Here is an 18,660-nt window from a genome sequence, read left to right as displayed (position 1 = left end):
CACCTGTCGGACAGGTGTCCCTCCGGCGGGCAGCAAGGCACGGCCGGCATGGCGGCGCGACTCCTCGGTGGCTGCGCGGCATGCCGTCGTCCTCATTATGCACGCGGTGCGTGCAACGCCAAGTGCATTGCCGTGGGCGTAAGTTAGGGTGAGAGCCGGACGAGAGGAGCATCATGGCGGGGCGCAGGCGCTGGTCGACCGAGGAGATCTTGGATGCGGCCGCGGAGCTGCTGCGTACGAGCGACGCGGACGCGTTCAGCCTGCGCAAGCTGGCCACGGCCCTCGGGACCGACTCCTCCAGCCTGTACCGGCACTTCCGCAGCAAGACCGAGCTGATGCGGGCGGTCGCCGACCGGGTGCTGTTCGCCGCCATGGACGGCCGGCAGGTCGAGTCCGGAGGGGACTGGAAGCAGCACATCACCGCTCTGGCGCTGCGGGTGCGGGAGGCCTTCGGGGAGCAGCCGCAACTTGCCGCGGTGTGGGGTCGGTACGCGTCGAGCGGCGCCGGTTCCCGCATGGTCATGGAGGAAGTGCTGCAGGCGCTGCGCAAGTCGGGGGTGCCGGACGCGGACGTTCCCGTGTACTACCACCGGATCGTGGTGTTGTTCTCCGCGTTGATCGCTTCCGAGGCCTCGCTCGTCGCGAGCGATTCGGCGGAGTACGAACAGGGGATGGAGCTGTTCCGGGTCGCGGTGCTGGGCGCCGACCCTGAGCGTTTTCCGGCCCTGGCCCACTTCGCGCGTGACATCCGGCCGCTCGGGGTGGACCGTCGGGCCGCGTTCGAGGAGATCCTCGCGGTCCAACTGGCGCACATTGAGGCTGCGGGGCGGGTGAAGTAGCCGGGGGCTGGATGTGTCGCGCGCGGAGGGAGGCGCAGGAGGTTTCCTTGTGCGGCGTCGACCCCGAGTTCGACCGTGTCGCGCGCCGAGGGGCGGGGGCCTTGCCTGTGGTGCTCGACTGCGTACACCGCGTGTCACTTGTAGCGCGGTGGTGGATTGTGCGTGGGCCGCCGCTTCCACCTGCCGAAGCTTCTTCCATCCTGGTGCTCAGCGGCGCTCCCGCTGCCTTTCCGAAGGGGGACCGCCCTGCCCGGAAACCGGTCTCGGGTCACGGCCTCATGACCATGAACACCGCTATCGTGCAGTCGTGACCGGTTCACAACTGCCTCTTCTCTTTCTCGATGTCGATGGGCCACTCATTCCCTTCGGGGCAACCCGGCAACAGCTTCCGAACGGATACCCGACCTACCGGTCCCGGCACTACAGGCCGAGAGGCGACGCGAGTCCGCTGATCACCCGGATCAATCCGGCGCACGGCCCCCGGCTGATGGCGCTGCCGTGCGAGCTCGTATGGGCCACCACGTGGATGCACGACGCGAACGACTGCCTCGCCCCGTGGCTCGGCCTGCCCGAGCTCCCCGTGGTGGACTGGGCCGAGCCGTCCCCCAAAGACGAGCAGAACGGGCTTCATTGGAAGACCATCGACCTCTTTCGATGGGCGGCCGGACGCCCCTATGCCTGGCTCGACGACGAAATCACAGACGCCGACCATGCCTGGGTGGAAGCACACCAGCCAGGGCACGCCCTCCTGCATCGTGTCGACCCCCGACATGGACTTACGAACGAGGACTTCACCGTCCTTGATCACTGGCTGAGGCAGCATCAGGGGTAATGGGCTCATTCTTCCCGTTCGGTGAGGTCCATCACGTACGTGCGCCATTTCGCGCCGGTCTCCCGCCAGCGCGGGTCGCCTCGAAGACTTCTCCCGCGCATGCCTGGGCCCACCAGCTCGCCCCACTCATTCAGGGGGTGCTTTTTTCTGATGTCACGAAGTGCCCAGACAGGCACCCGCGGACATGCTCATCTCGCAGCTCGCCATGACAGTGCAGGGCCCCGCTGTGACCGGCGAAGCCATGCCCGCCGCCCTACGCCTTGACGGCAATGGCGGGCACGGGCAGGTCGACGAGGCGGGCGATGGCGGCTGTGACGGCAGCGCAGTGGTCAGGGAGGTGCCTGGAGGCCCAGTCGGCTGCCAGAGCCAGGAAGTCGGCGAGGTCGCGCTCGGCACCGGCGAGCAGGTCGTGGAGCTCAGCGACGGACAGCTCGATCACCGGACTGTCGCTTTGCTCGGCTTGCTCGGCGTTGCCGGTGAGCCGGACGGTGTCGCCGAAGCGCTCCGCGATCGGTGACACGGGGTCGTGGCCGAAGCCGAGCACGACGCGGCCGGCGACATCTGGCGGTCCCGGTTGATCGCCGCATTGGCGAGGCAGCGGTGCGGGGTGGCGCTGTGCCGTGCTCAGTTGATCGTTCGGTTCCGTTTTGACGGGCATTTCTGAGGCGGACGGAAGCGTTGCTCAACAGCCGCTCTGGTGTTGCTCGTCGCTCTCGATACGTGGTTGCTGCCGCACGTGCAAGTGAAGTCGTACGCGGCAGGCCCGCTCCCCCGGCCTGCGTCGACGCCCTCCGCGCGGGATCACGCCCCCGCCGCGTCCAGCAGCAGCTCCGCCGCCGCTTTCGCCTGCTGGGCGGTGTCGGGCGCGCCCGTGATGGCGGCCGTGGCCATCGCGCCGTTGGCCAGCAGAGCGAGCTGGGCGGCGAGCGGCTCCCCGGCGGCGGGCGGAACATCCGTTTCCGCCAGGAGTTCGGCCAGGCGGGAGCGGAGGCCGAGCTTGTGGCCGCGGGCGACGGTGGCCACGCTTTCCGAGACGCCGCCCATCTCGCCGTACGTGTTGATGAAGACGCAGCCCCGGAAGGCGGGGTCGGTGAACCAGTCGGCCAGGAAGTCGAACACGGCCAGCACCCGGGCGCGCGGGTCTTCGCCGCCCGTGACATAGCCCTCGACGCCCGCGTTCACCGCCTCGTCGCGGCGGCGCAGCACCGCCTCCAACAGGTCCGACTTCGAGGGGTAGGCCTGGTAGAGCCGCTTGAGCGAAACGCCCGACGCGGTGCGGATGGCGTCCATGCCGACGGACTGCACGCCGCGCTCGTTGAACAGGGCCTCGGCCGCGTCCAGGACGCGGATCTCGGCGGTCTCCGGGTCCATTCCCTGATCATCCCTTGCGTTGAGAACCATCGTTCTCCTATCGTAGCCGACAGCGGGAGAACGATCGTTCTCCACGCTGACCGCCTAGAGGCAGGGGACAGTTGTGTCTGTTGGGTCTGTTTTCGGTGAGAGCCACGAGGTGCGGTACCGGTCCGCCGACGTCGACGGGGTCGAGGTCTTCTACCGGGAGGCGGGCGACCCGTCCCGGCCGGCGCTCGTGCTGCTGCACGGCTTTCCGTCCAGCTCCCACATGTACCGGCGACTGCTGGCCGAACTCGCCGACGAGTTCTGGCTGATCGCCCCCGACCACGTCGGATTCGGCCGTTCCGCCACCCCGCCGGTCGATCGATTCCCGTACGGCTTCGAGAAGTTGACCGAGGTGACGCGCGGGCTCCTGGACCGGATCGGAGTGGATCGTTTCGCCCTCTACGTCCAGGACTACGGCGCGCCGATCGGCCTGCGGATCGCCGCCGACCGGCCGGACCGGGTCACCGCGCTGATCACCCAGAGCGGGAACGCGTACCAGGAGGGGTTCACGCCCTTCTGGGACCTGCTCTTCCGGCACGCCGCCGACCGCGCCGCGCACGAGGACGACGTACGGAAGCTGCTGACCGTCGAGGCGACCCGCTGGCAGTACGAGCACGGGGTGCCCGCCGACCGGCGGGAACGCATCGCGCCCGAGGCGTGGCTGCTCGACCAGGCGGGACTCGACCGGCCCGGCAACAAGGAGATCCAGCTCCAGCTTTTCTGGGACTACCAGTTCAATGTGGAGCAGTACCCGCGTTTCCAGGAGTACTTCCGCACGCACCGCCCGCCGACCCTGGTCGCGTGGGGTGCGGGCGACGAGATCTTCGGGCCCGAGGGGGCGAAGGCCTTCGCGCGGGATCTGCCGGACGCGGAGATCCACCTGCTGGACGCGGGACACTTCGCGCTGGAGACGCACGGCAGTGAGATCGCCTCTCTGGTACGGGACTTCCTGCGGCGGAATCCGTGAGCGGGGCGGAATCCCTGCGGGCGGGCGGGGCGGGCAGGGTCCCCGGGGCGCGGCTGCGGGACGCGCTCGGCGCACTGACCACAGGGGCGGTTGCCCTGGGGCTGGTGCTGGTGCTCGCCGTGGCGCAGTCGGCGGCCGGGCTGCACGTGTTCGCCATCCCGTTCGTGGCGACGGCGGCGGTGCTCGCGCTCGCTCCGGGGGCGCCGCTCGCCCGGCCCCGGGCGATTCTGGTCGCCTATCCGGTGGCGGCGGCGACGGCGCTCGCGGTCACCGCCGTCGCGGGTCCCTCCCCGTACACGGCGGCGGTCGCGGTCGCCGTGTCGGTGGCCCTGATGGCGTGGGCAGGGGCGCCGCACGTGCCGGCCGTGCCCGCCGCGGCGGCGATCGGCCTTCAGGACCCGGGCCTGGGGTACGTACTGGATCCGTTGGTTCCTGGGGTGCTGCTGGTACTGGGCGCGGCGCTGGCGGCGGGGCGGGTGCTGCCGCGTTACGCGTACGGGTGGCGCTGAGGGGGCGGTCGGCCGTCAGGTCAGCACGACGCAGCCCTGCCGTTCCAGGCCGGCCAGGAGCGGCAGGGCGGGGTCGACCTCGTTCCAGCGCAGGTCCAGTTTCTCCAGGCAGGGCAAGTCGGCCAGCCAGGACGGCAGTTGGCTCAGTCGGTTGCCGCGCAGGTCGATCTGGCGGAGGAGGGGCAGCCCGGCCAGGGCGGGCGGCACGTCGGTGAAGCAGTTCTCGCGCAGGTCCAGGTGGCGCAGTTCGCGCAGGGCCGCGAAGGACGGGGGCAGGCGGTCCAGGACGTTGCCCCGGAGCCAGAGTTCGCGCAGGCGGTGAAGCCCGCCGAAGCTGTCGGGCAGGGCGGCGAGCCGGTTGTGCTGGGCCCTGAGTTCGATGAGTCCTGCCATGTCGCCGAGGGTGGCGGGGAGGCCGGTGAGGGTGTTCTCGCCGATGTTGAGGTAGCGCAGTCTGGTCAGATCGCCCAGGGAGGCGGGCAGGTGGGTGAGTTTGTTGTCGTGGAGGTAGAGGAAGTCGCTGAGACCGGTCAACTCGCCCATTTCTGGCGGTACTTCGGTGAGCGCGTTGTGGCCGAGGTCGAGCGTGATGAGGTTGCGCAGCTTCGCGACGGCGGCCGGGAGCGCGGTGAGGCCGTTGTCCGCCAGGATCAGGACCCGGAGGTCGGTCCGCTGCCAGACGGAGTCGGGCACGGTGCCGAGCCCGTGGCGCCAGAGGTTGAGCGTGCGGGTCACGTCGGCTCGCTTTCGTACCGGGGACTCTGCCGGGTCGTGCGGGAGTGTCGCACGACGCGGTAGTGCTGGAAGACGACCTTCGCGCCGAAGGTGCGGGTGGCGACGAGTTCGAGGTCCGCACGGCGTTCGTGCCGGGGGAAGAAAGGGGTGCCGCCGCCGACCAGGACGGGGTGGACCCGGATCCGGTACTCGTCGATCAGGTCCAGCGCCGCGGCCTCTGCTGCCAGGGTCGCACCGCCGATCGCGATGTTCCCCTCCCCCGGCTCGGACCGCCATCGCTCGATCTCCTTGGCCAGACCGCCGGAGGCCAGGCGGGCGTTGCCCTCCACGGCTGTGAGGGTGGTGGAGAACACCACCTTGGGAAGCGGCTTCCAGACGGCGGCGAACTCCCGGGTCGGGAAGTCCAGCGCGGGATTCTGCTCGACGGTCTCCCAGTACAGCATCGTCTCGTACAGGCGCCGGCCCATCAGGTGGACGCCGAGGTCCCGCACCTCGTCGGTGGCGAAGCGGAAGGTCTCTTCGTCGGGCGTGGCCCAGTCGAAGCGGCCGTCCGGGCCGACGACGTAACCGTCCAGGGAGGTGCTCATCGAACAGGTCACGCTGCGCATCGGAGGTCCTCCTCGTCGGCGGGGCCCACAGGGCGTACGGGGGCAGTCTGCCCGGGATCCGCGTCGGGTGCTGCCGATTCCATGGCCGGGTGGCGTCCGCTGGGGGGCCGTACGGCGTCCGCTGAGGTGCCGTACGGCGCATGTCGGGCGAGCCTGGAGGTACGGAAGAGGTACGAGGCGGACCGGTGAGCACGGGAGGCAGTGATGGGCCCCGCGGAGGCACTCGAACGCATCGCGTTCCTGCTGGAGCGCCACCGCGCTCCGACGTACCGGGTGCGGGCCTTCCGTACGGCGGCGACGGTGGTACGAGGACTGACTCCCGCCGAACTGGACCGGCGGGCCGCGAACAGGACCCTGGAGTCGCTCAAGGGCATCGGCGCCACGACCGGGGGTGTGATCCGCGAGGCCCTCGCGGGTGAGGTGCCCGGATACCTGGCGCGTCTGGAGGAGGAGGCGGCAGTTCCCCTCGTCGAGGGCGGGGCGGGCACGGGGCTGCGCGCGCTGCTCAAGGGGGACTGTCATCTGCACTCCGACTGGTCGGACGGCGGCAGCCCGGTGGCGGAGATGGGCCGCGCGGCACGGGACGTCGGCCACGACTGGGCCGTCCTCACCGACCACTCCCCCCGCCTGACCGTGGCGCACGGCCTGTCGGCGGAACGGCTGGCCGAGCAGCTCGACCTCGTGGCGGAGCTGAATGCCCGGTGGGCGCCCTTCCGGCTGCTGACGGGCATCGAGTGCGACATCCTGGACGACGGCTCCCTCGACCAGGAGCCGGAGTTGCTGGAGCGGCTCGACGTGGTCGTGGTGTCGGTGCACTCCAAGCTGCGGATGGACGCGGCGGCGATGACGCGCCGCATGGTGGCCGCCGTGCAGAACCCGCGGGCCGACGTGCTGGGGCACTGCACGGGGCGGCTGGTCACGGGGCGCGGCAGGCCCGAGTCCGCCTTCGACGCGGACGAGGTCTTCGCGGCGTGCGCGGCGTCGGGCACGGCCGTGGAGATCAACAGCCGTCCGGAACGCCTGGACCCGCCGCGCCGGTTGCTGCGCCAGGCGGTGCGGGCGGGCACCCTGTTCGCGGTGAACACCGACGCGCACGCCCCCGGCCAACTGGACTGGCAGGTGATCGGCTGCGCCCGGGCGGAGGAGTGCGGGGTGCCGACCGAGCGGGTGGTGAACACCTGGGACGTGGACGGGCTGCTGGCATGGACGCGGGCGAGTCGTGCGGGTGGCCGGACGGGGTGACGGGCGGGGGTGGCGGGCGGGGTGGCGGCGCGTCCCGAGTCGGCGCGGGGTAGTTCGCCTGTGCGGGGAGATGAGGTGTGCGCCGGCTGGAGGTACGGAGTGGAGGGCGGGTTGCGGGAGAACGGACGCAAGTGGCCTGAGGTCGGGGCGGGCTTTTGGTGTGATGTCCACGTGATCGTCTGACGGCGGGAGAGCACTTCGTGGTCCGGGTGATCGTGGTCCCCGGAGATCATTCGGACGAAGCGCGACCTACCATGCGGCCATGACGATCACGTATGCATGGCGCGGGGATTTCGACAACGCAGCCGTCAACGCACTGCATGCGGAGGCGTTCGGGCATGACCAGATCCCCATGGACTGGCACGCACAAGTGCATCGTCACAGCCTCGGCTGGGTCTGCGCACGGGAGGCCGACAGGCTGGTCGGATTCGTCAACGTCGCCTGGGACGGCGGCGTTCATGCCTTCATCCTCGACACCATGGTCACTCCGGATCTACGCAAGACCGGTGTCGGAACGGAACTGGTCACCACCGCGGCCCGTGGGGCCCGTTCGGCGAACTGCGAGTGGCTGCACGTTGATTTCGACGAGCATCTGCGTCCCTTCTACTTCGACGCCTGTGGCTTCCGACGGACGGATGCAGGACTCATCGCTCTGCGTTGAACCGGGCGTCGAAGGTGTCGGCCCGAGCGGGAGTTCGCGCCGGATGCGGAGTCTCCCGGCTCATCGGGGCCGGTGGGTATGGTTCGCGCGCACGGGGTCGGCGCGCTGAGGTGTACGCACTGACGCAGGCCCCAGCGTTGCACGGGCGAGCACGTTTCCTTCGGGAGGCGGCCCGCGTTCAGTCGGGCGGGGCGGAGCTGTCCGGGCCCAGTCGGTGTACCCGATCTGCTTCGGTGCCGGTTCAAGCTGTAGGGGGTTCCTGTGTCATACGGCTGTGGTCACGATCGGCAACGGCTTCGGCTGAGAACGGGGCGGGTCGTCAGAGCACCGGCGGCCCCGCCTCGATCCGGCGCATCACCGGGGGCAGGCGATCCAGATCGGGGCCCGTCTGGAGTTGCCGCTCGTCCCACCAGGTGGCACCGGCGTCCCGTAGCGGACCGATCACGTCCCTGGCCTTCGCGGCATCCGAGGACGTGGCACCGCCGAGCACGACCTCGAAGGGCCGCCCGGACTCGTCCGTGCGCTGCTCGCGCACAAACCCGACGAGATCACGAACCTCTGCCACATCGGGCACGTGCCCGTGCCGGGCCGTCTCGAAAAGAGGCACCGCACCGTCCCACCTCGCCGCCCGCCGCATCGGCGGGCGACGCGGCCAGAACCCGCCGATCCACACCGGCGGACCGGGCTGCTGCACCGTTGCGGGCAGCAGCGTCACGTCCCGGACCTCGTAGTGCCGGCCATGGTGGTCCACCGACTCGCCGGACCACCAGCGCCGCAACAACTCCAGTCCCTCGTCCAGCCGCTCGGCGAGGATCCGTGGCTCAGCGGTGTCTCCGAAGCTGCGGTACTCGTCCTCGACCGGCCCTCCCAAGCCGGCCGCAAAGATCACCCGGCCGCCACTGAGATGGTCCAGCGTGGCCACCTGGCGGGCGAGTTGCTGCGGACGACAACGGGGAACCGGCGTCAGTAACGTGCCCAGCCGGATCCGCGAGGTCGCCAGCGCGGCTGCGGTCAGCAGCATCCAGGGGTCTCCGAAGGGGCGTCCCTGGTGTCGTCGATGCAGTACGTGGTCCCAGACGAAGAGTCCGTCCCAGCCGGCCTGTTCGGCGGCGACCGCCACGGCCGCCACGTTGCGGGGGTCGGCGAAGTCTCCGAAGTTGGGGATGTTGATGGAGAAGCGCATCCCAGCAGGATGTGCAATCGGCCGCGCAAGGGCAATGGGGTTCCGGGGCAGGCGGCTCGACTTCGACACGGCCTCGGAGGGGCGGAGTTGAGCGCCTTTCCCAGCGCGTATCAGTTCTCAGGGCGTATGCCCCATCGCCCCGGCCGTGCAGGCGCATGGTCCGGCCGGCAGCACGAGTCCGAGGGTTCGGGGAGCTTCCCGCAGACGCCCTGTGCCTCCGCCACGCCCTCGCGCGGCCGGGGCGGCGGATTCGTTCCGGTTGTCGAAGGGCGGAAGGGGGCCGGTCAGCATTGGTGATCTCCAGTGCGGGCAGCCGCTGCGGCTGCGGCTGTGGTTGCGCGTCGTGTCGCCAGTGCGCCGGGCATGGACGGTGACGGGTCCGCACCGTCCCCTGGTGCCCGTATCGAACGGCGAGCATCATCGTGTGCAGCGCACCCCGCCCGTGCGCGGCGGTGCCGACGGGGAGCCGGAGTGCCCGGCACGACAGGACCTGACGGGGGGCATTCTCGTGGCCGGTGACGGTGAGAGCACGAACTGGGCCGGCATGCTGCGGGCCGACTTCGTGATGACGATCGAGGGCTTGCGGCAGTACGCCTACGCCGCCGGCGCACGCCGGGACGTGTCGCTCCAGCGTCATTACCTGCACCAGGTGGCCCAGTTGGAGGCCCTGCCCAAGCCCTGGGAGGGCGGCAGGCGCCTGACCGAGGAGGAATACTCCGCCGCGGTGCGGGTGCGGGCCTGGGTACTGCACGAGCAGAGGATCGAGGACGACCTGCGCTGGGCGAAGCAGCGCCGGACGACCGCTCAGGAACTGGAGCTGCGGGAGGCCCGGCTCCGCGCCCGGACGCGCTACCACCACGCACCCCGCGGTCAGGTGCTGTGCGCCGCACTGCGTGATGACGGCAGGATCGCCCTCAACAGCGAGATACTCACCACCGATGCGGCTGATCGGCTGCGCCGGCGGATGCCCCAGTTCGCCGACCTCATCACCTACTACCAGGACAACCAGGCGGCGGGCAACGGTCTGCAGGGCGCACCCGTCGACCGCACCCCCCTGCCGGGCCCCGCGCGCTCGTCCCCCGAACCGACCGAACCGGCCGGACCGGACGCCACCCCGGGCACCGCACGGCCCGGCCGGCCCGAAGGCGCGCTTCGGCGCCCGGCGAGCCGTCACACGCGCTGGATGTTCTGGCGTCGGCGCCGGCACTCGGGGTGACACGGGTCGAGGTGGTTCCTGAGCCGTCCCAGCCGCCGGAGTGGACGGTGTTCCGGCGCGGGCAGGTCGTCGCCCGGAAAGGGGCCGCCGTCGGGCCGGGCCGTCAGGCCGTACTGAACGGCTGCGGCGCCGCAGCCGGGCGCGGGGGCCAGGCGCGCGGGGCGAGGATGCCCAGTACGTAGGCGCGGGCGACCAGTGCGGGGCGGGTCGCCGCGCCCAGGAGTTCCCGCAGGCGGCTGAGGTGGTAGTCGACCGTCTGCCGGGACAGGTTCAGCGAGGAGGCGATGTCTCCGTTGCTGCTGCCCTCCGCGAGGAGCGAGAGGATCCTCACCTGGGCGGCGGTGAGCGGGGGGTGCGGTTCGTGGGCCAGGCTCTGGTGAGTGACCACGGCCCAGACCTGCCGGGCCCGCAGGGCCGGGTTGCCGACCGACGTCAGGTGGAGCTGGGCGCGCCGGGTGCGGCCCAGGGCGTCGACGAGTACGGCGGAGGTCTCCAGTCGCCTGGTGCGGCGTGCGATCAGCCCGTTCCACCTGCGGTGCAGGAGGTCGAGGTCCGGGTCGGGGGCCAGCAGGGTGTGCGCGCGGCGGCCGAGCAGGTCCGGCACGTTCAGGTGGAAGAGTTCGGCGGCTGCCGCGCTCGCTTCGACCACGCGCCCGTTCGCCGTCAGCAGCGCGCAGGCCAGGCCGCTGTGGTCGCGCAGCGCCTGAAGGCTCTCCTCCGCCGCCTGCCGCCTGACGGTGGCCCGCAGGTGGTCCGTGACGTCCACGTAGATCCCCGCGACGCAGGTCCGCGCGTCCTCCCGGACGGGGAAGCGGTGGCCCACCGCCTGCCCCTCGGTGCCGTCCGGGCGGCGGTAGTGCAGGGTGTGGCGCACGGGCGTGCCGCGGCTGAGTATCTCCTGGTCCAGGGCCCGGAACCGGTCGGCTTCGGCCGGGGGGTCGAAGTCCTCGATGCGCTTGCCGACGAGTTCTCCCGGCACGGTGCCGTAGAGGTGCGCGTAGGCGTGGTTGGCCCACAGGTAGCGTCCGTCGCTGTCCCGGATGAAGGCCGAGGCGGGTGCCAGGTCCACGAGGTCGGCGAAGGCCTCGTAGCGGGTAGACCCCCGTGGAGCAGTGCCGGTCCCTCTCGCGGGTCCGGGGGCGCCGTCGTCTCCCCGTCCCGGGTCCCGGAGGGCGCTGTCGTCCAGCGGTCGGCCCGGGCCACGGAGCGTGCCGCCGTTCAGCGGTCGGCCCGGGACGACGGCACGGCCGTCACGCAGTAGCGGCAGCGGTCGTCCGCCGTCCTGTGCCGGAGACAGCCCGGCCGCGGGACCGGGGCACGCCGGGGGCGGTCCCGCCGCGACGCCGTGGCATGCCGCCGTCCGCTCCGGTGCGAGTCCGTGGCGCGCCCGGTCGGGGAAACCCCGTGCCGGATTCGGCGGGGCGGACGCGGTGCCGCCCCCCTCCCGCATCCGGCACGGCTCGTCGGCGGCCTTCCACCAGAGCACGGGGAGGTGCGCGAGCAGGTCCTTCAGGCGGGAATCGTCCACAGTGTTGTCTCCGTCCGTATACGACTGGCTGACGCTCAGTCACGTGACCATGGGAAGCCTCCGCCGTTCCCGCGCGTAGACGGTTTTCTGCCGAAGTGGCCGGTGGTGTGGGGAAGTTCGGGCCCGGGAGCGGCCCGTACTCCTTCCGGACGCGATCCGGAGGGGGACGTACCGGCCGGGATTCAGGCATTTGCCTGAGTCGTGGAGGCTCCCGGCGAGGCCGCGCACGCCCGCAACCTGATCTCCTGGAAGTACGGGCACAGGGGCCCGCGGACGCACGGCACGCGTACCTGTCGGCGGGGGTGGGTGGTCGCGTCCCGTCCCGTACGCCGTCGGCCCCCGCCCGGCGCCCGGCCCCGCGCCGCGCGCCCTGCGCGCCGCGTGCCGTACGCACCGCGTGCGCTGCCCCACCGAAACGAAGCGACGAAGGAGACGGAGTTCCGTGAGCAAGGTGCTGTTAGTGCATGCCAAGGGTGGCCCGCCGCTCGGCCACGTCCTGTCCAGGACGGCCGCCAGGGCGGAGGTGCACCTGCTGGCGCTGAGCGCTCTTCCGCCTTCCGTGGCCGGCGCCGCCCGCGGACTGTGCGCCACCGTCGAGACGCCGGCCGCCCCGCAGCGGGCCGACCTGGTGTCGCTGATCGTCTCGCGGGCCCGGGCCGTGGGCGCGGACGCGGTGCTGACCTTCTCCGAGTACGCGGTGGTCGCCGTGGCGGATGCCTGCGAGGTGCTCGGTCTGGCGGGGGCCGGCGGCGCGGCGCGGCTCGCCCGCGACAAGCGCCTGATGCGGCGCACCTGGCGCGAACACGGCCTGCCGCAGCCCCTGTTCCGGCCCGTCGCCACCGAGGAAGAGCTGCACCGGGCGGCCCGTGAGCTGCCCGGGCCGCTGCTCCTCAAGGCGGCCTGGAGCGCCGGTTCCACCGCGCACCAGATCATCCGGGCCCCGCACGAGGTGTCCGCCGCCTGGCGGCGCTCGCGCGACGTCATGGCGGAATCGGCCCGGCTGGGCTTCTCCGAACTGCACGTGGAGTCGGCGGACGCGGACTTCGTCGTGGAGCAGATCGTCACCGGCACGGCCGGCGACTGGTTCGACGAGCCCGGCTGGGGCGACTACGTCAGCGTCGAGGGAGTCGTCGCGGACGGGACCTTCCACCCGGTGTGTCTCAGCGCCCGGATGCCGACGGTCGAACCCTTCACCGAACGGGCGGGCATCACCCCCGCGCCGCTGCCGCCGGACGCGCAGGAGCGGGTGGTGGAGCTCGCGCGGGCCGCCGTGGACGCCCTCGGCCTGCGGGACTGCGGCATCCACACCGAGATCAAGCTCGGTGCGGGCGGTGAGATGTGGCTGATCGAGACGGCCGCCCGGTTCGGGGGCGCGATGACCGTGCCGCAGATCGAGGAGGTCTTCGGCCTCGACCTCGTCGGCATGCTCGTCGACCACCTCCTGGGGCGCTCCGCGCGGTGGCCCGACCGGGCGCTCACCGCCGCGCAGGCGCGCGGCGCGGCGGGTTCGCTCGTCGTGCTGGCGGTCGACGGCCGCGGCAGGGCCTGGCCGGACCGCAGGACCTGGGACTTTCCCCGGGTGGCGGCGGACGTGCCGCTGAGCCGGAGCAGCGAGCTTTCGGTGGTCGCGGAGAGCTCACTGCCCGACGGCTGTCCCGTGCCGGTGTACGACCCGGCGGCGGGTGCCAACACGATGGCCGCCCTGTGCCTGCTGTCCGCGGCCGACGCCCGTACCGTCCTGCGCGACTTCGAGACGCTGGTGGACGCGCTCCCCCAGGTGCTGCCCGCGGCACGCACCGAGGAGGTCTCCGTATGACCGCCCGCGTCCCCACCCGCGCCGCCGGGCCCGCCACGGACCGCACGGTCGTCGGGGAGAACCTGTCCCTGCCGCTGTTCCGGACGCTGTCCGGAGTGCTGGCGGGCCATCCGTACCTCAAGGTCGTGGTCGACCGCGTCGAGAACACCTGGCACCTGCTCGACACGGCCGTCCACCCCTTCCACGTCGACTACGTCGCCACCCGCGTCCTGGGGATGGACATGGCCGCTCTCGACGCCGGCCTGGACGCGTTCAACGCCTCCGTCTACACGGACCCCGGCCGCCGCTTCCTGCTCGGTGTGCTGTCCCTGCACACCGACGAGGACGTGGCGGGCCGGGAACGGATCTTCCTGGTCCTGGAGACCACCGAGGCCGACACCATGCACGGTGAACTCCTCACCTTCTTCTACGAGTTCGTACGGGAGCGGGTCGACGGCAGGCTGCCCCTCCTCCTGAAGCCGGCCAACCACCGGCAGGAGGAGGAACTGTCGGCGATCAGCGAGCAGCGCGTACCGCGCGTCCTGAGCCACGAGCTGTTCGGCAACCGGACCCGGACCCCGCTGAACCCGGGAGAGGCCGTCGGCCGCCTGCGGTTCTTCCGCTCCCACGAGGAGTACGCGAAGTCGGCGGCCGGTCTCGGCTGGGCGGACATCGTGGCCATGCCGTGCCTGCCGGACGACGTGCCCCGGGTGGCCGGGTTCCTCAACACCGCCCCCACCACGCCGCTTTCGCACACCAACGTCCTGGCGTCCGGGTGGGGGATACCCAACGCGATCGTGCGCGACCTGGCACAACTGGTCGACGCGGGAGGTCTCGACGGGGCGTGGGTGCGCTACCGGGTGCGCGAGGACGACATCCTGCTGGAACGCCTCGACGAGGAGCCCGCGCTGCGGGCCCCGGCCTGGCACCAGCAGCGCATCCGTCTGGAGCCCCCGCTGCTGGACGACACCCCGGTGCTGGACCTGCACCGGCTGCGCGCCGCCGACCGCGACCGGTACGGCACCAAGGCCGCCAACCTCGGTGAGCTGCACCACGTGCTGGACAGCCGCACCGCGGACCTGACCGCGTACTACGGGCGGCCCCGCCCGCCCCGCGCCGACCTGCTCGGCCACCTGGCCGCCCGCCTGGGCATCAGTTCCCCGACGCGTGCCGAACTCGCTTCCCGCGCAGCAGAGTTCGCGGCCTCGACGGTGGCGGCGCCGGAGGGAGTGGCCCTGCCCTTCGCGCTCCAGCAGCACTTCCTCGCTTCGTCTCCCGCGCTCCAGCAGGGCATCGGCAAGCTGAAGATGGCGCTGGAGCTCGACGCGGGCGACGTCCTGGACCCGCTGTGCCTCCAGCTCCAGCACCTGATCCGGCAGACGCCCGTGCCCGAGTCGATCGCGCGCCGGATCGGCCAGGCGTTCCCCGGCGCCCACCGGGGGGAACGGCTCGTGGTGCGCTCCTCCTCCAACGCCGAGGACCTGCCGGGCTTCTCGGCCGCGGGCGTGTACGACTCCGTCACCACCGTCCGCTCCCCGGCGGAACTCCTGGACGCGATACGTCAGGTGTGGGCGTCGCTGGTCTCGCCGCGCGGTGTGCGCCTGCGCCACCAGGTCGGGATCTCGCTGGACGACACGTACATGGGTGTGATCGTCCAGCGGTACGAGCCCGCCGTGCTCGGCGGGGTCCTGGTGACCTGCGATCCGACGCGCCGGGAGGACTTCCGCAACGTCTACCTCAACTGCTCCCCCGGCTCCCCGGAGCAGGTGGTCGACGGCACCGTCCTGCCGCAGCAGTACCTGTACAACACGGTGGAGGGCGGCGGCCGCACCGTGGCCCTGGGATCGTGGGGCGAGGGGCTGCCGGCCGCGACGCGTGCGCGGCTCGCCGAGCTGTCCCTGACGGGCCGTCTGCTCCAGTCGCACTTCAGCGGATCGGGTCCCGGGGGCGGTGACGTCGACCGGCCGCTGGACATCGAGTGGCTGATGACCGAGCGGGGCGACTTCCGGCTGGTCCAGATCCGCCCGTACGCGCTGTGAGGCCGCGCCCGGGGAAGTCCGGCGCCGGGGCCGCGGGGGCGGGCGGCCTCACCTCCACCGCCCGCCGGATCGTCCGGCTCAACTACGGATTCCAACTGCTGTTCAACCTGCTGTGGTGGATGCCGGTCTTCTACGCCTACCAGAAGGCCGCCGGGCTCTCCGACACGGAGATCTTCGGCATCCAGAGCATCTACTACGTGGCGTTCTGCCTGTTCGAGGTCCCGACCGGGCTGATCGCCGACCGGATCGGCACCCGCAACTGCCTGCGGGCGGGGGCGGTCGTCATGACGGCGGCGAACCTGGCCCCGGTGTTCAGTGCCTCCTACACCGGTTTCCTGGTGCACTTTCTGGCCATCGCGGCGGGCCGTTCGCTGACCTCGGGTGCGGCCAGCGCGTACCTGTACGACGGGCTGCGGGCCGAACGGTGCGACGGGCACTACCTGAAGGCGGAGGGCACGGCCCGCGCGCTGGGTCTGGCGGCGAAGGTGGTGTGCTGGCCGCTGGTGGGCCCCCTGATGGCGGTGGCGCACGCGACGCCGTACCTGCTGAGCGCCGCCAGTGCCGCGGGCTCCGTGGCGTGCGCGGTCGCGCTGCCCCGGCTCGCCGGTCCCGGGGGCGGCCCGGCGCCGGCCGCCGCCCGGGGCGACGGAGGGCGGCGCGGCGGCGCGTTCCTGCGGGACGCGGGCACGGCGCTGCGCTGCGTCGTCACTTCGCCGTGGCTGGCGATGGTGATGGTGCAGGGGGTGGCGGTGTTCACGCTCTCGCGGATCTGCCAGGTCAACCTCTTCCAGCCGATCCTTCTCGACCACGGCATCGCGGAGGCCTCGCACGGCGGGGTGCTCGCCGCGATGACGGTCGCGGAGGCGGTGGCCTCGGCCCGCCCGCAGTGGCTGAGCGGGCGGCTGCCGCCGGTGGCCTGGGTGTCGGTCCTCAGCGTCCTCCTCGCGGGGACCCTCGCCGCGATGGCGCTGGGCGGCCCGTGGGTCACCGTGGCATTGCTGTGCCTGTTCGCCGCGGCCACCGGGTTCGCGTATCCGGTCCAGCGCAAGCTGGTGAACGACGCGGTGCCTCCGCATGCGCCGCGCGCCACGCTGCTGTCGGTGGAGAGCATCGTGGACCGCGCCGTGTGCGCGCTGGCGGCCGTCGCCGCGGGCGCCTACCTCGCGGCGGGGCGTCTCGACGCGCTGCTGTGGCACAGCGCGCTGGTGACGGTGGCCCTGCTCGGCGTGTTCCAGTTGCTGCTGCGCACGGGGGCCGTGCGCAGGGCGCGGTACGGGCCGTCGTCCGCGGCAGGACCGGCCGCAGGGAACGCGGACCGGCGGGCCCGGGCGGGCGAGGGCCGGGGCGGTCGCGGCTCGGCGTCGCCGTGACCCCCGCCGGTCCCCTGCCGGGGCCGGGCCGGCCCTTTGTCGGCCCGGCCCCGGCGGGGGCCGAGGTCCGGGCCCGCCGCCGCGGTCATCCGCGGGCGAGGCCCAGCAGCTCGATCACCGGCACCGGCAGGAACCGGGGCCGCAGCGGCCGGTGCACCTGGTACGCCACGTACCCCTGAGCCGCCGCCGCCCGGACCTCCTCGGCCGTCTCCGCCTGGTGCACGACGACGCAGCGGCCCGAGGCCTTCTTCGCCCGCTGCCACAGGGCAGGGGCGGGCTTGCGTTCGGCCTCCGTGCGGGGTGTGTGGACACGGTCGCCGAAGTCCTCCCAGGCGAAGGGCACGGAACCCTTCCAGGTGGCGTCGACCTCCTTCTTCAGCCGTGCGGCGCGCTCGGCGTCGGTCGCACCCCAGGCGGGCGGCACGTTGGTGATCAGCCCCACCTTGATGTGGCGCTCCCGCAGGGCGCGCAGATGGGCCCGCGCACCGGGCCGGTAGTCCGTACTGCCGTCCTCGGCGGTGTGGATGAGGGTTTCGCCCAGGTCGAAGTAGGCGTAGGGGCAGGTGCGCGGGAGAGGTGCGCGGGCGGGGTCCGCGGCGGCGGGCGCGGCCGCCGCGGCGGGAGCGCAGAGCGCGGCCGCGGTCACGGCAGCCCCCAGGGCGAGGCCCGTACGGGCCCGCCCTCGTGCGGTGGTTCTCTTCACGGCATCGTCGCCCTTCTCCCGGCGCACCACATCACTGGCCCCTCACGCCCTACCCCGTCGCACGGGCCACCAGTCGTCTCGGGGAGGAACAACTTCCGCGGTCATGAGCCGAGTTGGGCAGCCCGGGGTGGGCGGTGTCCTGAGACGGCGCGGTCCCCGCCCCCCTGGCCGCTCATTCCCCGTCCGACCACGCGTCCCGCGTCGCCGCCTCCTTCGCGTAGGTGGCGAAGCGCTTCGGGGGATGGCCGGTGAGGCGGAGGACGGTGTCCGTGGGACGGGCGTCCCCCTGGGCGGCGAGGGCGGCGAAGGCGTCGATCTCGCGTTCGACGTCCTTGTCGGGGCGGCCTTCGGCGCGGCCGGCGGCGCGGTAGGAGTCCGGGTCTCCGTGGAAGGCGACGGACAGGTCGGCGGCCCGGCCGATCGTCGTCAGCGCGTCCGCGAAGGTGAGCGCCTCGGGGCCGGTCACCTCGTACGTGCGGCCGGTGTGGCCGTCCTCGGTGAGGGCGACGGCGGCCACCGCGGCGATGTCGTCCGCGTCGACGAAGGTCTGACGGCACTCGCCCAGCGGCAGCGCCAGCGAGCCGTCGCGGACGGCCTCCCGGAAGATGCCTTCGTCGAAGTTCTGGTTGAACCAGTCGGCCCGCACGACGGTCCAGTCCGCCCCGGAGTCACGGACGAGGCGCTCGGCGGCCATCAGCCGCTCGTCGCCCATCTCCTCGATGGCGCGGCTGGACAGCAGGACCAACCGCCGTACGCCGGCCGCGAGCGCGCGGGAGACGAATTCCGGTGCCAGCGGCAGTTCGTGCGGGAGCATCAGGTAGACGCGCTCGACTCCGGTGAGCGCGGGTTCCCAGGTGGTGTCGTCGTGCCAGTCGAAGGGGACCTCGGAGTCCCGGGAGGCGGCCCGGACCGGGTGGTGGGCCTCGCGCAGCCGGGCGGCGACCCGGCGGCCGGTGGTGCCGCGGGCGCCGAGGACGAGAACCGGGGCCTGGGGGGTGGTGGGCGTCGCGTCGTTCATGCCCTGTGCAACGAGTG

18 protein-coding genes are annotated in these 18,660 nt (G+C 72.2%); 10 read left to right on the top strand and 8 right to left on the bottom strand.

The genetic code is table 11. The features are described from left to right. The first annotated feature begins 173 nt into the window (after positions 1–173). Positions 174–839 carry a TetR/AcrR family transcriptional regulator gene (locus ACZ56L_RS04585; protein WP_468684827.1) on the top strand — a complete coding sequence of 222 codons (666 nt, stop codon included), beginning with the start codon at positions 174–176 and terminating at the stop codon, positions 837–839. Positions 840–1,146: 307 nt separating this feature from the next. Then, positions 1,147–1,671 carry an HAD domain-containing protein gene (locus ACZ56L_RS04580; protein WP_471061430.1) on the top strand — a complete coding sequence of 175 codons (525 nt, stop codon included), beginning with the start codon at positions 1,147–1,149 and terminating at the stop codon, positions 1,669–1,671. 253 nt (positions 1,672–1,924) lie between these two features. Here the strand turns inward: ACZ56L_RS04580 and ACZ56L_RS04575 are convergent, their stop codons facing one another. Then, positions 1,925–2,329: a hypothetical protein gene (locus ACZ56L_RS04575; protein WP_471061427.1), complete on the bottom strand. Its 405-nt coding sequence runs from the start codon at positions 2,327–2,329 to the stop codon at positions 1,925–1,927. 143 nt (positions 2,330–2,472) lie between these two features. Further along, the gene (locus tag ACZ56L_RS04570) at positions 2,473–3,042 is read right to left on the bottom strand and encodes a TetR/AcrR family transcriptional regulator (RefSeq protein WP_471061424.1); all 570 of its coding nucleotides are present in this window, start codon (positions 3,040–3,042) and stop codon (positions 2,473–2,475) included. Positions 3,043–3,145: 103 nt separating this feature from the next. Here ACZ56L_RS04570 and ACZ56L_RS04565 point away from each other — a divergent pair, with 103 nt between their 5' ends. Both ACZ56L_RS04565 and ACZ56L_RS04560 read left to right on the top strand, forming a co-directional pair. After that, a complete protein-coding gene (locus tag ACZ56L_RS04565) occupies positions 3,146–4,036 on the top strand; it encodes an alpha/beta fold hydrolase (RefSeq protein ID WP_471061421.1) in 891 nt (296 codons plus the stop codon). Continuing rightward, positions 4,033–4,545, top strand: a complete 513-nt coding sequence (locus tag ACZ56L_RS04560; RefSeq protein WP_401759579.1) for an HPP family protein — start codon at positions 4,033–4,035, stop codon at positions 4,543–4,545. Before ACZ56L_RS04565 ends, ACZ56L_RS04560 begins: the two co-directional genes overlap by 4 nt. 15 nt (positions 4,546–4,560) lie before the next feature. Here ACZ56L_RS04560 and ACZ56L_RS04555 read toward each other — a convergent pair whose 3' ends face one another. After that, positions 4,561–5,280, bottom strand: a complete 720-nt coding sequence (locus tag ACZ56L_RS04555; RefSeq protein WP_471061418.1) for a leucine-rich repeat domain-containing protein — start codon at positions 5,278–5,280, stop codon at positions 4,561–4,563. Then, positions 5,277–5,888, bottom strand: a complete 612-nt coding sequence (locus ACZ56L_RS04550) for a dihydrofolate reductase family protein (protein ID WP_471061415.1) — start codon at positions 5,886–5,888, stop codon at positions 5,277–5,279. The genes ACZ56L_RS04555 and ACZ56L_RS04550 overlap by 4 nt, the downstream gene beginning before the upstream one ends. Positions 5,889–6,092: 204 nt before the next feature. Here ACZ56L_RS04550 and ACZ56L_RS04545 point away from each other — a divergent pair, with 204 nt between their 5' ends. Together ACZ56L_RS04545 and ACZ56L_RS04540 are read left to right on the top strand one after the other, a co-directional pair. Continuing rightward, entirely contained in the window at positions 6,093–7,130 is a 1,038-nt protein-coding gene (locus ACZ56L_RS04545; RefSeq protein ID WP_471061412.1) for a PHP domain-containing protein, read from the top strand. A gap of 262 nt (positions 7,131–7,392) precedes the next feature. Further along, complete coding sequence (locus ACZ56L_RS04540) at positions 7,393–7,791, top strand: GNAT family N-acetyltransferase (protein ID WP_471061409.1); 399 nt, start codon at positions 7,393–7,395, stop codon at positions 7,789–7,791. 319 nt (positions 7,792–8,110) lie between these two features. Here ACZ56L_RS04540 and ACZ56L_RS04535 read toward each other — a convergent pair whose 3' ends face one another. Then, positions 8,111–8,974, bottom strand: coding sequence for an LLM class flavin-dependent oxidoreductase (locus ACZ56L_RS04535; RefSeq protein ID WP_468684805.1), 864 nt, complete (start codon positions 8,972–8,974; stop codon positions 8,111–8,113). A gap of 424 nt (positions 8,975–9,398) precedes the next feature. Here ACZ56L_RS04535 and ACZ56L_RS04530 point away from each other — a divergent pair, with 424 nt between their 5' ends. Next, positions 9,399–10,190, top strand: coding sequence for a hypothetical protein (locus tag ACZ56L_RS04530; RefSeq protein ID WP_471061405.1), 792 nt, complete (start codon positions 9,399–9,401; stop codon positions 10,188–10,190). A gap of 103 nt (positions 10,191–10,293) precedes the next feature. On the opposite strand, the gene ACZ56L_RS04525 is transcribed toward ACZ56L_RS04530, so the two are convergent. After that, positions 10,294–11,640 carry a PAS domain-containing protein gene (locus tag ACZ56L_RS04525; RefSeq protein ID WP_471061707.1) on the bottom strand — a complete coding sequence of 449 codons (1,347 nt, stop codon included), beginning with the start codon at positions 11,638–11,640 and terminating at the stop codon, positions 10,294–10,296. Between the two features lie 538 nt (positions 11,641–12,178). Here ACZ56L_RS04525 and ACZ56L_RS04520 point away from each other — a divergent pair. The 3 genes from ACZ56L_RS04520 to ACZ56L_RS04510 are packed head-to-tail and all read left to right on the top strand — an operon-like array spanning position 12,179 to position 16,922. After that, positions 12,179–13,534, top strand: a complete 1,356-nt coding sequence (locus ACZ56L_RS04520; protein ID WP_471061402.1) for an ATP-grasp domain-containing protein — start codon at positions 12,179–12,181, stop codon at positions 13,532–13,534. After that, positions 13,531–15,552 (top strand): PEP/pyruvate-binding domain-containing protein, encoded by a 2,022-nt coding sequence (locus ACZ56L_RS04515; protein ID WP_471061399.1) that lies wholly within the window; start codon positions 13,531–13,533, stop codon positions 15,550–15,552. The genes ACZ56L_RS04520 and ACZ56L_RS04515 overlap by 4 nt, the downstream gene beginning before the upstream one ends. Beyond that, complete coding sequence (locus ACZ56L_RS04510; RefSeq protein ID WP_468684797.1) at positions 15,549–16,922, top strand: MFS transporter; 1,374 nt, start codon at positions 15,549–15,551, stop codon at positions 16,920–16,922. The genes ACZ56L_RS04515 and ACZ56L_RS04510 overlap by 4 nt, the downstream gene beginning before the upstream one ends. Positions 16,923–17,007: 85 nt before the next feature. Here ACZ56L_RS04510 and ACZ56L_RS04505 read toward each other — a convergent pair whose 3' ends face one another. Beyond that, entirely contained in the window at positions 17,008–17,625 is a 618-nt protein-coding gene (locus ACZ56L_RS04505; RefSeq protein WP_345218878.1) for an HAD family hydrolase, read from the bottom strand. Positions 17,626–17,797: 172 nt separating this feature from the next. Continuing rightward, positions 17,798–18,643: an SDR family oxidoreductase gene (locus ACZ56L_RS04500; protein ID WP_468684794.1), complete on the bottom strand. Its 846-nt coding sequence runs from the start codon at positions 18,641–18,643 to the stop codon at positions 17,798–17,800. Between the last annotated feature and the right edge of the window lie 17 nt (positions 18,644–18,660).

Source organism: Streptomyces sp. NPDC039736 (assembly GCF_055596485.1).
The sequence above is the reverse complement of the archived record's forward strand: the minus strand, read 5'-3'. Positions and strand labels throughout refer to the sequence as shown.

Coding starts and splice junctions, on each gene's coding strand:
- ACZ56L_RS04575 (WP_471061427.1), bottom strand. CDS start 2,329: ATGCCCGTCAAAACGGAACCGAACGATCAACTGAGCACGGCACAGCGC.
- ACZ56L_RS04515 (WP_471061399.1), top strand. CDS start 13,531: ATGACCGCCCGCGTCCCCACCCGCGCCGCCGGGCCCGCCACGGACCGC.
- ACZ56L_RS04545 (WP_471061412.1), top strand. CDS start 6,093: ATGGGCCCCGCGGAGGCACTCGAACGCATCGCGTTCCTGCTGGAGCGC.
- ACZ56L_RS04500 (WP_468684794.1), bottom strand. CDS start 18,643: ATGAACGACGCGACGCCCACCACCCCCCAGGCCCCGGTTCTCGTCCTC.
- ACZ56L_RS04570 (WP_471061424.1), bottom strand. CDS start 3,042: ATGGACCCGGAGACCGCCGAGATCCGCGTCCTGGACGCGGCCGAGGCC.
- ACZ56L_RS04535 (WP_468684805.1), bottom strand. CDS start 8,974: ATGCGCTTCTCCATCAACATCCCCAACTTCGGAGACTTCGCCGACCCC.
- ACZ56L_RS04540 (WP_471061409.1), top strand. CDS start 7,393: ATGACGATCACGTATGCATGGCGCGGGGATTTCGACAACGCAGCCGTC.
- ACZ56L_RS04525 (WP_471061707.1), bottom strand. CDS start 11,640: ATGCGGGAGGGGGGCGGCACCGCGTCCGCCCCGCCGAATCCGGCACGG.
- ACZ56L_RS04585 (WP_468684827.1), top strand. CDS start 174: ATGGCGGGGCGCAGGCGCTGGTCGACCGAGGAGATCTTGGATGCGGCC.
- ACZ56L_RS04550 (WP_471061415.1), bottom strand. CDS start 5,888: ATGCGCAGCGTGACCTGTTCGATGAGCACCTCCCTGGACGGTTACGTC.